Origin of the sequence: Cellulosilyticum sp. I15G10I2 (assembly GCF_900095725.1) — a bacterium.
Classification (GTDB): domain Bacteria; phylum Bacillota; class Clostridia; order Lachnospirales; family Cellulosilyticaceae; genus FMMP01.
This window is the reverse complement of record NZ_FMMP01000006.1, coordinates 1,346,801-1,359,422: the sequence shown is the minus strand read 5'-3', so window position 1 is coordinate 1,359,422 and position 12,622 is coordinate 1,346,801. Positions and strand designations below refer to the sequence as shown.

The window sequence follows — 12,622 nt, the reverse complement described above, 5'->3', positions numbered from 1 at the left end:
AAGAGGTTTATGATGTTTAAAGTTCTTATTGCAGACGATGAACCAAAGATTAGAAAAGGCATAAGAGGAATCCTAGATTGGCAAAGTATAGGGTTTGAGATTGTAGCAGAAGCAGAAGATGGTGAAGTTGCTCTTGAAAAAGCTATTGAAACCGCCCCGGATCTGCTTTTGGTAGATATTTGTATGCCCTTTGTGAATGGATTAGAATTCATCAACCAGCTTAAATCCATATTAAACGATGCAATTATTATTATTGTTTCCGGACATGATGAATTTGAGTATGCACAAGCGGCGCTTAAGCTTAAGGTCTTTGATTATATTTTAAAACCTGTAAGTCAAGATGCTTTATTAAAAAGTGTCTTAAAGGCAAGAGAACAAATGATAGATCTTAAAAATAAAGGGATCGAAGATGCATTTAAAATGAAGCAGCTTAAAAAAAGTAATCATTACCTTAAAGAGATTTTTTTACAAGATTTAATAGGTGCAAAAGTCAAAGATGAAAATCTTATGAGGCAATTTGAGTATTTTAATATAGGATATACAGCTACTATGGGCATGCTTGTTATTAGACTTATGGACAAAAGTCATGGGATGATAGAGCGTGAATGGGATAATGATTTACTGATCTATGCCATACAGAACATTGCAGCAGAGGCCATGAATGGGTTTAAGGCACTTACTTGTTTTAAGGATACCAAAAATCAAATCATTGTCATAAGTGATACAAGTCCAATTGCGAAATGGTCTGAAATGGGTATAGAAGTTGAAAAGTGTATAGCAGAATATTTAAGAAGAGAAGTCATTACAGAAATGATTTTATTAAAACAGAAACCCGCTTCTATACATCATGCCTATGAGGAAATTAGCAGAAGCTTAACAGAAAAGAGTCAAAAAACACCTATCGTAATAACCATTCAGAAGTACATTGATAAGCATTATGCAAATCCAGAGCTGACGCTTACAGAAATAGCCGAAAAGGTTGGTATTAGTCAAACATATCTTACACGACTGCTTAAGCAAGAGTTAGGTGTGCCATTTATTGATTATCTTACACAAATCAGAATGAAAAAAGCGCTTATTCTTATGCAGGATCCCAATATTAAAGTTTATGAAGTTGCAGAAAAGACCGGCTACTCCAGTCAGCATTATTTCAGCAACGTATTTAAAAAGACATTTCATCTCTCACCACTAGATTATAAAAGGCGGGGTGTCAAGTGAAACTGTATAACAGGAATATACCTTATATTGTTGCGATTATTATGGTGCTCGTAAGCATTAGCTGCATTGGCGGCATTATTACCTATAATAACCAGCGGTTTAATCTAAATGAGAGCGGCAAAGATAATATTGAGTTTTTAATAGGTGTATCTCAGGCAGATTTAGAAGAGCCCTGGCGTATTATTATGACAGAAGAAATAAAAGAGGAAGCTAAAAAGTATCCACAACTAAGAGTCATTTATATGGAGGCTGCGGGCAGCTATGAAAAACAAATTCAAGATATTAAAGAACTGCAGGCCTTTGGTGTAGATCTTTTAATTGTATCCCCTACAAGTCCGGAAAAACTGACACCTATTGTATCAGAGGTTTATCAAAAGATGCCTGTTATTGTACTTGATAGGGGTATAGAAGGCTATGATTATACCCTTTATATTGGCCCTGATAACGGGCGGGTTGGCAAGCAGGTTGGAGAGTATATGGGTAAGCTTCTTGGAGAACGGGGAGGGAATGTTATAGAGATAAAAGGCGCATCAGATTCTCACCCCACAAGAGAAAGAAGTGAAGGACTTAGCAATATATTGAGCGAGTATAATAATATCACTATTCTAGAGAAAATAGACGCCAGTTGGAACAGAGACCGTGCAGAAGATAAGATGTTAGAAATTTATAAAAGACATCAAGCTATCGATGTTGTATTTGCACATAATGATGCAATGGCGCTTGGAGCTTATAGAGCCTATACCTATTATGATTATTTGCATCCTATTAAGTTTATAGGGATAGATGGTCTTGAAGGGGCAAATGGTGGTCTAGATTTAGTAGAAAAAGGTATATTAGCATGTACCTATATCTGTCCTACAGGAGGTAAAGAAGCGGTTCAATTTGCTATGGATATTCTTAATAAACAAAAAGGGATACCTAAGAAAATCATATTGCGGACGACACTTATTACTCCAGATAATTTAGATATGTATAAGGCTGAGCAAAATAAAAAAGCCACCCTTAAGAATCCAAAAGATAAAATCGTTTTAGGATTCTGTAATGTAGGCAAAGAGGGTGGTTGGAGAGAGGCTAATAGTGCATCTATTAAAAATGCGGCTAGAGAAGCTGATATAGAACTTATCTACTCAGAAGCAGATCTTAACCAAAAAAGACAAATTGAAATATTAAGAAGTTTTATCAATATGAAGGTAGATGTTATCTCCTTTTCACCAGTAGTTGAATCAGGCTGGGATCAAATACTTAGGGAAGCAAAATCTGCAGATATTCCAGTTATTATTGCAGACCGTATGATAAAAACAGAGGATGATTCACTCTATACGACCTTTTTAGGGCCTGATTTTAGAGAAGAGGGCAGACGTGCAGCCCGATGGGTAAAAGGTGATTTTAAAGAACAGCACGCTGTAAATATTGTAGAAATACTAGGGAGCAAAAACTCTACTCCCACCGTTGAAAGAAAAATAGGATTTGAAGAGGTTATTGCAGATTCAGAGCAATTTAGGATTATCCACTCTGTACATGGAGATTATACCTTTGAAAAAGGTAAAGAAATAATGAAAAGTTATTTAGATACAGAAACGAAATATGGAAATAAAATAGATGTTGTTTATGCCCATAATGATGATATGGCGCTTGGGGCAATAGAAGCCATAGAAGCCTTTGGTCTAAGGCCGGGAATTGATATAAAAATAGTTTCAATAGATGCGATTAAAGCAGCTATTCTTGCTATAAAAGATGGCAAACTAAATTGCTCTGTAGAATGCAATCCGCTTTTAGGACCACAGCTCATGAAGATTGTAAAAGATATTGTAAGTAATAAACAAATGCCTATGATGATTATTACAGAAGAAACAGTCTTTACAAAAGAAGCCTACACAAGAGAATGGCTAAATAGACCTTACTAAATAGTATTTTAGTAAGGTCTATTTTTTTTATACGCTTTCTTGTTCTAAAGTAAGAGACGTAGCGTATTGCAAAAATATTATAAAAAAGAAGCTAGTATAATGGATTTTGTGCAGAAAATTACAAATTAAACATTTTAATTGTAAATACAAATAATTTCTAAGAGTCTAAAATAAAAATGTACCAACAATCATTAAAAATTATAGGGGGTTTAAAAATGAAAAAAATATTTGCGATGTTATTAACAGGAACCATGCTATTTGCTATGGCTGGGTGTTCTAAGCCAGCTAGTGCACCAGCAGCACCAGCTGATACAGCAGCGAAAACTGCAGAAGCAAAACCCGCAGAAACAAAAACAGCGGATAAAAAATTAGTAGTAGGTTTTGCTCAGATAGGTGCAGAAAGTGAGTGGAGAACAGCTTGTACAAACTCTATTAAGGGAGAAGCGGAAAAATTAGGTATTGATCTTAAATTCTCAGATGCACAACAAAAACAAGAAAATCAGATTAAGGCAATACGTTCTTTTATTGCTCAAAAAGTTGATGTTATAGGTATTTCACCAGTCGTTGAATCAGGTTGGGAAACAGTATTTAAAGAAGCAAAAGATGCAGGGATCCCCGTGGTACTTGTTGATAGAAATGCAGATGTGCCAGAAGATCTTTATGTAACACGTATAGGGTCTGACTTTAAAGAAGAAGGCAAAAAAGCAGCAGAAGAAATGGCTACGCTATTAGGAGGAAAGGGGAATATTGTAGAGCTTCAAGGTACAGTAGGCTCAGCAGCAGCTACAGACCGTTTAGTAGGTTTCCAAGAAGTGATAACAGCTAAGTATCCAGATATCAAAATTATCAAATCTCAAACAGGTGACTTTACTAGAGCAAAAGGTAAAGAAGTTATGGAAGCCTTCCTTAAATCAGATGGACAAAACATAGATGCGCTTTATGCACATAATGATGACATGGCTATCGGAGCTATTCAAGCTATTGAAGAATATGGTTTAAAACCAGGAGAAGACATTAAAATTGTTTCTGTAGATGCGGTTAAAGGTGCATTTGAAGCAATGATCGCAGGTAAACTCAATGTAACGGTTGAATGTAATCCGCTTCTAGGACCACAATTTTATGAAGTTTGCCAAAAAATTATGAATAATGAATCAGTACCTAAATATATTCCGTCAGAAGAAGGTATTTATCGTCAAGATACAGCAGCAGCAGACCTTCCATCTCGCCAATATTAATAGAATCTATAGAGTCAGTGACCTACCTACCTTGTACTAAGTTAGACAAAGGTTGAGAACTAGTCAATAAGAATGACTAGTTCTCATAAGGGTAGCATTTTTAATAAGGAGGCAACTATGAAAAATGACAATATAGTCTTAACAATGAAAAGTATATGCAAGTATTTTCCAGGGGTTAATGCGCTGGAAAATGTTGATTTTACTTTGAGGAAAGGCGAAATTCATGCATTGATGGGCGAAAATGGGGCAGGTAAATCTACACTTATAAAGGTTTTAACAGGCGTGGAAAAATTGGATAAGGGCCAAATATTTCTTCAAGGCAAAAAGGTTTTGCCTAAATCTACAAAAGATGCACAAGATATAGGCATAAGTACCGTTTATCAAGAGGTTAATCTATGTAGTAATCTTTCAGTAGCAGAAAACATGTTTATTGGACGAGAACCTATGAAGCTTGGAAAAATTTGTTGGAAAGAAATGCATCATAAAGCAAAGTTGGCGCTAGAAAGATTAAATGTAGCCATTGATGTTACAAAAACATTAGATTCATATTCTGTGGCGATCCAACAAATGGTGGCTATTGCAAGAGCCGTAGATGTTGATGCAAAAGTTTTAATATTAGATGAGCCGACTTCTAGCTTAGATGAAAATGAAGTGCAAAAGCTTTTTGAAATTATGCTTCAGTTAAAAAATGAAGGCATTGGTATTGTATTTGTGACACACTTTTTAGACCAGGTTTATGCTGTATGTGATCGTATCACTGTGCTTAGAAATGGAGAGCTTGTAGGAGAATATCAAATCAAAGATCTGCCAAAGGTACAGCTTGTAGCTAAGATGATTGGCAAGGATTTTGACGAACTTAATGCATCTATTAAAGGAGAAGACACAAGAGATGAGCATTTTAATAAAGAAGTCTTTTTAGAAACTAAAAAAATAGGCAAGAAAAATGAAATAGAACCTTACGATATTATGATTTATAAAGGGGAAGTATTAGGTCTTGCTGGCCTTTTAGGTTCCGGAAGAACTGAAATGGCAAAACTATTATTTGGAGCCCAGAAACCAGATACAGGAGAGATCCATATAGAAGGCGTAAAAAAGAATATAACAACACCACTTGAGGCGATTAAGAACGGTATAGCATATTGTCCAGAAAATAGAAAAGCAGATGGGATTATCCCAGATCTTTCAGTTCGGGAAAACATTATATTAGCCCTTCAGAGCCAACGTGGCTGGATGAAATATATAAAACGTAGTGAACAAGAAAAAATAGCGAATGACTATATCAATTTGCTAAGTATCAAAACACCTTCGCCAGAAAAAATGGTTAAAGAGTTAAGCGGGGGTAATCAGCAAAAGGTCATTTTAGCCAGATGGCTCTTGACACAGCCTAAATTACTTATCTTAGATGAACCGACAAGAGGGATTGACATTGGCACAAAGACAGAAATCCAAAAACTTGTTATAGAACTTGCCGAAAAAGGAATGTCTGTGATCTTTATTTCATCAGAACTAGATGAAATGTTAAGAACATGCAGCCGTATGGTCGTTCTAAGAGATAGGGTGAAAATTGCGGAACTTAGACAAGAAGAGTTAGATACCAATATCATCATGAATACAATAGCGGGAGGGAACTAATATGGGCAGTATTAAAAAACTTACAAAATATCAGATGTTTTGGCCGATTACTGCACTTTTATTAGTGATGTTATTTAACCTCTTTTTTACACCGGGGTTTTTTAATTTAGAAATAAAAGACGGCCATTTATTTGGAAGTATTATAGATATTATTAATAGAGGAAGCCCACTGATGCTGCTTGCAATTGGACTTACACTTGTTATAGCTACTGGAGGAACAGATATTTCAGTAGGATCAACCATAGCTATTAGCGCTGCGGTTGTAGCAAGTTTAGTGGGAGGTGAGATGGTATTTGTAGATGGTGTACAAGAATATGTAACACTTGTGCCTATGCCTATCGCAATCATTACAACACTGTTTATTGCAATATTACTCGGACTTTGGAATGGAACACTTATTGCAAAACTTGGGATACAACCTATTATAGCTACTATGATTCTTATGGTAGCAGGCAGAGGGATTGCCCAACTTATTACAAAAGGACAAATTATTACGATTTATTATAAGCCTTATTTTTTCTTTGGAGGCGGGTATTTATTAGGTTTGCCATTTTCAATCTTTATAGTAGCGTTTTTACTTCTTATTATCATACTTTTGGTTAAGAAAACAGCGCTGGGGCTTTTTATACAGTCAGCTGGCTGTAATGCAAGTGCAAGTAAATATGCAGGGATTCATGTAGATCGCATTAAACTCATAGTCTATACGATCTCTGGCTTATGTGCAGGGATAGCAGGTATACTAATCAGTTCAAATATCAAATCTGCTGATGCAAACAATGCAGGACTTTTTATTGAACTCGATGCCATCCTTGCAGTTGCGCTAGGTGGCAACCCTATGACAGGTGGAAAATTTTCTATCCCGGCAAGTCTAGTGGGGGCACTGGTTATTCAAAGTATTACGACCACTATTTATTCAATAGGCGTACCTCCTGAAATCACGCTTGTCGTTAAGGCTACTGTTGTTATTATTATTTGCTTAATGCAATCACCAGAATTTAGAAATATGTTAGCAAGCTTATTCAATACGAAGAGGGGGGATGAAGTTGAAAACCAAACTCTTTCAAACTAAATATATGCCTTTACTGATTACGTTTTTGTTACTTCTCGTTTTATTTATATTTGGATCAGTCAAATATACAGGTTTTTTTAGTTTACAAAACTTCTTGAACCTACTGATAGATAATGCTTTTCTACTCATAACAGCAATTGGTATGACTTTTGTGCTTTTAACGGGCGGGATAGATATCTCTGTTGGTTCTATGATTGCTTTTACATGTATGTTTTCTGCTGATTTACTTAGAAAAGGATGGCATGCAGCGATAGTGATCGCACTTTCACTTTGTATTGGATGTTTATTTGGGGCATTAATGGGTGTATTAATTACAAAGTTTAAAATACAGCCTTTTATTGTTACACTTGCGGGCATGTTTATGGCAAGGGGGCTTTGTTATGTTGTAAGTATAGATACGATTATTATAGATAATCCATTTTATGTTACAATGAGCCAATCAAGAATCCCTATTGGAGATGGCTTCATATCCTATAGTGTAGTCATAGCAATTGTTGTATTAATCGCAGCCTTCTTTATTTTGCAGTTTAGTAAGTTTGGAAGAACAGTTTATGCGATAGGGGGTAATGAACAGTCTGCGAGACTTATGGGGCTACAGGTAGACAGCACTAAAATACTCGTATACACCTTAAATGGAGGATGTTCAGCTCTTGCGGGTATTGTGTTTAGTTTTTATATGCTTTCGGGATATGGACTGCATACTGTTGGGCTAGAAATGGATGCTATAGCTGCCGCTGTTATAGGCGGAACACTTCTTACAGGTGGAGTAGGCTATGTTATGGGAACTCTTTTAGGGGTTCTTACACAAGGTACCATACAAACCCTTATTATGTTCCAAGGGACCTTGAGCTCTTGGTGGACTAAAATTGCAGTAGCTGCTCTGTTATGTTTGTTTATTCTAATACAAAGAGTATTTACTCTTGTAAAAGTTAAAAAATTAAAATAAATTTATTATAGTTCAACTTGATAATTAAATGGCACCTTAATAGATGAGGTGCCTATGTTATTATGCATATTTGGAAAAAATTTATCTCGCACATTCATATGTGAGTCAGGGAGTACATAAAAAGGATGAATCATGGGGGAAGGCAATGAAAAGTACAACAAAAAACTTTTTAAATATAAAGATTATCTATCAGTTACTAATCTGTTTTACAACGATAACATTACTTTTAATTGTCTTGGGAGTAAGCAATATATCTAACATGAATACGATAACAGAAAAGCTGGACCAAGTTTATACCGTTAATTTAGAATCTATAGAGACACTCTATAAGTTAAAGACGCATTTATTAGATATGAATGTAGAAGTATCTATAGTACTAGACAACTTTAATACAGGAAGAATAGCAGAGGTAGAAAAAAAGGTTAATTTATTAAAAGCAGAAAATATAGAACTTATTAATAGGTATAGAAAGTATAATCTTACTACAGAACAATCAGAAAAAATAAATATTCTGGAAAACAGCCTAGAACTTGCTGAACAAGCAAGAACAGAAATAATAGAAGCTGTAAAAATAGGGGACTTAGCTAATGCAAATAGTGACTATAGGTCGCAAGCTTCACATAATGATGATATGCTCAAACTGCTCGATTCACTTATTCAAATCAATCGGGAAGATGTCAGGGCGTATTATTTAACAAGTATGGAAGTTGCTAAGTATTCAAAATACTTTACCTATACGATAACCATTATATCAATTGTAGTGAGTCTATTACTGAGTTTTGTAATCTTTAAATTATTGTCTAATAGATTAAAAAAGATTATTTATTATACAGAAGTGATGGCTGGGGGTGATTTAACTCTTAATATGCAAGATAAAAGTGATGATGAAATTACAAAGGTTATAGAGGCCTTAAATAAATGCAGCGAAAATATCAAAAAAGTTATAAAAGATATTCAAATGGGTGCTAAATCGCTTCAAAGCACTTCGAGTGGAGTCAGTAAGGCGGTAGGTGGTATTGAAAACAAAATGCAGACAATTAATGTATCTATTAAAAATATTTATGAGGGAATAGACCATATGAGTGCTATAGCAGAAGAAGTTAATGGTTCCACAGAAGAAATTCAAAGTATTACAGCAGTACTTTCAATGAAAGCAGAACAAGGTGCACATGCCTCTATACAAATAAAAGACAGAGCAGCACTTCTTAATAACAGAGGACAAAAGTCAGCCCAAACAGCTTATGATATGTATGAACAAAAAAGGGGGAATATTATAAGGGCTATAGAAGAGGGGAAGGTATTAGAAGAGATCAAGTTGATGGTACAGGGGATCACAACAGTGGCCAAGCAAACAAATTTACTTGCCCTTAATGCTTCGATAGAAGCTGCAAGAGCTGGAGAATACGGAAGAGGTTTTGGTGTAGTAGCTGATGAAGTACGCGTATTAGCTGCAAATAGTCAGAGGCTGGCTAGTCAAATACAACAGATTATTACTAAATTTGAATCTGCATTTAGCAACTTGGGTAATAACACAAAAGATATTTTAGATTTTTTTGAGACGACTGTCAATCCTGATTATAAGTTTTTTATTCAAGGGGCAGCAGATTATGAAAGAGATGCCAATGCAATCATGAGTCTTTCAGATGAGATTGCAAAAGCATCCAAAGTTATATCAGAAACGATTGAAGAAGTGGCAGAGGCTATGAAGCATGTATCTGAAACGATTGGCAGCACGGCAATAAGTTCTGAAAAAATTGTTTTAAATATTAATGAAACAACTCATAATATAGTAAACGTAGATGAAGACATAATCAGACAACGAGATTTAGTAAACAATTTAAATAACGCAGTCAATCATTTTAAGATCTTATAAAAAAGAACAGATCAAAGATGCGTGCATAAATCTTGGTGATTATAGCAGCTTCTTTGATCTGTTTTTTTAACAGCTTTCTCTTACAATGAGCTTATGGGGAATAGTCACTTTTATCTTTTCTTTTCGTATATCATTAATTTGCTCGAGAAGTAACTTTACACCAAGCTCCCCCATAAACTTAGTATAAATTTTAATTGTAGATAATGTAGGCGAAGTATACTGAGAAGCTGGAATATCATTGCAGCCAATAATAGAAATAGTCTCGGGAATACTAAGCCCTAGTTCGTTAAGTGCACGTATACCACCTATAGCCAGAGAATCACTTGCCATAAAAACACAAGAAGGTAAGTTATTTGCATTCGCTTTGATAAGTGAATGCATCAGTTCATAGCCATCTTTAAAATCGTAATGGCCTACTCGTATATAAGACGGATTATAAAGATTTAGCCGAGATAAATAATCTATAAATTCACTTTCCCTGTCATCGGTTAATAGGTCACTTGCGCCAAGTACTTTTTCCCTGCCGCCAATATATGCAATTTTAGTATGGCCTTTGGCGATAAGATAATCTAAAACATCCCGGGTAATTTGTCTAAAATCTACTTGTACACTATCGAATTCAAAATGTGAGGAAGTTCCGTGAAGAAAAACGATATTGTCTGAATACTTTCTAAAAATATCGATTTGATTTTCTTCAAATCTACCGAGTAGAATCATACCATCAAGACTTTCAGCTGGAAAATGGTTAGCAATAACATCATCTTTATAAACTTTATGCAGATTAAGATTATTTGTTTTACACTCTTCATCAATACCAATGCGAATTGACAGGAAGTACGGATCGTTTAGCTCCTGAAGTTCATTACAACAGTGAATAAGTCCTATATTTAAATTATTTGAAGTGGATTTAGGAGAACGGTTAGGTTTTTGATAAGACAAATTCTCAGCTACTTCAAAGATTCTTTTTTTAGTTTCTAAGGATACACTGATGGATTCATCAAGGTTTAAAACTCTGGATACGGTTGCCGGAGATACCTCTGCAAGCCTGGCTATATCTCTTATGGTTGCCATTTTGTAACCTCCAATGTATAAAATCATGTATTTAGTATAACATATACTTCATTATAAGCAAATAAAAAAAGGTAAACAAAGCGAAAATATTTACTAAACAAGTTGATAATTTAGTAAACGTATATTATAATATTATTATCCGATACTTATAAAATTATAAGTAAATAACATGAAGGGGTGAAGTTATTATGAAAAAATATGTATTTTGGTTTGTAACAGGAAGTCAGCATCTTTATGGAGATGAAACGCTTAAAGAAGTAGCAAGTAATTCTCAAAAAATAGTAAGTTTTTTTAATGAATCAGATGAGATCGCCTATGAGGTAATCAGTAAACCAACTGTTAAAACACCTGATGAAATTACTGAGGTTTGTATTGCAGCCAATGCAGATAGCACATGTGCAGGGATTATTACTTGGATGCATACTTTTTCACCTTCTAAGATGTGGATTAATGGTCTTAAACAATTAAACAAGCCTATGCTTCATTTAAATACACAATTTAACAGAGACATTCCATGGGATACAATTGATATGGATTTTATGAATACCAATCAATCTGCTCACGGTGACCGTGAACATGGGTTTATAGGAACGCGTATGGGAATAGCCAGAAAGGTTATTGCAGGCCACTATCAAGATCCAAAAACGATTAAACGTATTGGCAAATGGATGAATATAGCTGTTGTTGCTTTTATGGGCAGAGATCTTAAGGTTTTAAGATTTGATGATAACATGAGAGAAGTTGCTGTAACAGAAGGCGATAAAGTAGAAGCGCAAATTAAACTTGGCTGGTCTATTAACTCTTATGGTATTGGTGACTTGGTAGCGCGTATGGACCAAGTCACTGAAGAAGAAATAGATGCGCTGATGGAAGTTTATAAAGAAATGTATACTATTGATGAAAAAGTGGTTGCAGATAAAGATTTATTTGAAGCAGTAAGATATCAAGGGAAAATTGAAATAGCCATGAAAGCATTACTAGAAGAGGGCGGTTTTGGTGCCTTTACGGACAGTTTTCAAGTACTTCACGGTATGAAACAACTACCAGGTCTTGCAACACAAAGAATGATGGAAGCAGGATATGGTTTTGGCGGTGAGGGTGATTGGAAAACAGCAGCGCTCACAAGAGTAATGAAGCTTATGGCAAATAATAAAGACACTTCCTTTATGGAAGACTATACGTATCACTTTGAGCCAGGTAATGAAATGATCCTTGGTGCACACATGCTGGAGGTTTGCCCGACTATTGCAAAAGATAAACCTAAAATAGAGGTACATCCTCTTGGTATTGGTGACAAAGAAGCGCCAGCAAGACTTGTATTTAATGGTAAGGCAGGTCAGGCAGTGTGTGCATCTCTTATTGATATGGGCGGCAGATTCAGATTGATTATATTAGAAGTAGAAGCGGTTGAGTTGCCACATGAAATGCCAAAATTGCCAGTTGCAAGTGTTATTTGGAAGCCACAGCCTTCTATGAGCGTATCTGCTGAAGCGTGGATCTATGCAGGGGGAGCGCATCATACAGTATTTTCTTATGAAGTAACAACAGAAGATTTAATTGATTGGGCCGATATGATGGGCATTGAATATGTACTGATTAACAAAGATACAAATATCACACAATTTAAAAAAGAACTTCAATTAAGTGATATGCTTTGGAAGTTTAGATCATAAG

9 protein-coding genes are annotated in these 12,622 nt (G+C 35.2%); 8 read left to right on the top strand and 1 reads right to left on the bottom strand.

The genetic code is table 11. The features are described from left to right. Positions 1 to 12: 12 nt before the first annotated feature. From BN3326_RS06545 to BN3326_RS06515, 7 genes are all read left to right on the top strand, one after another. Positions 13 to 1,218, top strand: a complete 1,206-nt coding sequence (locus tag BN3326_RS06545) for a response regulator (RefSeq protein WP_069998291.1) — start codon at positions 13 to 15, stop codon at positions 1,216 to 1,218. Beyond that, positions 1,215 to 3,122 carry a substrate-binding domain-containing protein gene (locus BN3326_RS06540; RefSeq protein WP_141722857.1) on the top strand — a complete coding sequence of 636 codons (1,908 nt, stop codon included), beginning with the start codon at positions 1,215 to 1,217 and terminating at the stop codon, positions 3,120 to 3,122. The genes BN3326_RS06545 and BN3326_RS06540 overlap by 4 nt, the downstream gene beginning before the upstream one ends. Positions 3,123 to 3,337: 215 nt before the next feature. Then, the gene (locus tag BN3326_RS06535) at positions 3,338 to 4,357 is read left to right on the top strand and encodes an ABC transporter substrate-binding protein (RefSeq protein WP_069998290.1); all 1,020 of its coding nucleotides are present in this window, start codon (positions 3,338 to 3,340) and stop codon (positions 4,355 to 4,357) included. Between the two features lie 117 nt (positions 4,358 to 4,474). After that, a complete protein-coding gene (locus BN3326_RS06530) occupies positions 4,475 to 5,989 on the top strand; it encodes a sugar ABC transporter ATP-binding protein (RefSeq protein WP_069998289.1) in 1,515 nt (504 codons plus the stop codon). A 1-nt stretch (position 5,990) separates the two neighbouring features. Then, positions 5,991 to 7,058, top strand: coding sequence for an ABC transporter permease (locus BN3326_RS06525; protein ID WP_069998288.1), 1,068 nt, complete (start codon positions 5,991 to 5,993; stop codon positions 7,056 to 7,058). Beyond that, positions 7,027 to 8,004 (top strand): galactofuranose ABC transporter, permease protein YjfF, encoded by a 978-nt coding sequence (gene yjfF / locus BN3326_RS06520; protein WP_069998287.1) that lies wholly within the window; start codon positions 7,027 to 7,029, stop codon positions 8,002 to 8,004. The genes BN3326_RS06525 and yjfF overlap by 32 nt, the downstream gene beginning before the upstream one ends. Before the next feature lie 145 nt (positions 8,005 to 8,149). Continuing rightward, positions 8,150 to 9,877, top strand: a complete 1,728-nt coding sequence (locus BN3326_RS06515; RefSeq protein ID WP_069998286.1) for a methyl-accepting chemotaxis protein — start codon at positions 8,150 to 8,152, stop codon at positions 9,875 to 9,877. A 66-nt stretch (positions 9,878 to 9,943) separates the two neighbouring features. Here BN3326_RS06515 and BN3326_RS06510 read toward each other — a convergent pair whose 3' ends face one another. Beyond that, positions 9,944 to 10,948, bottom strand: coding sequence for a LacI family DNA-binding transcriptional regulator (locus BN3326_RS06510; RefSeq protein WP_069998285.1), 1,005 nt, complete (start codon positions 10,946 to 10,948; stop codon positions 9,944 to 9,946). Positions 10,949 to 11,136: 188 nt separating this feature from the next. Between BN3326_RS06510 and araA the strand changes: the two genes are divergently transcribed. Beyond that, positions 11,137 to 12,621 carry an L-arabinose isomerase gene (gene araA / locus BN3326_RS06505; RefSeq protein WP_069998284.1) on the top strand — a complete coding sequence of 495 codons (1,485 nt, stop codon included), beginning with the start codon at positions 11,137 to 11,139 and terminating at the stop codon, positions 12,619 to 12,621. Position 12,622 lies beyond the last annotated feature (1 nt).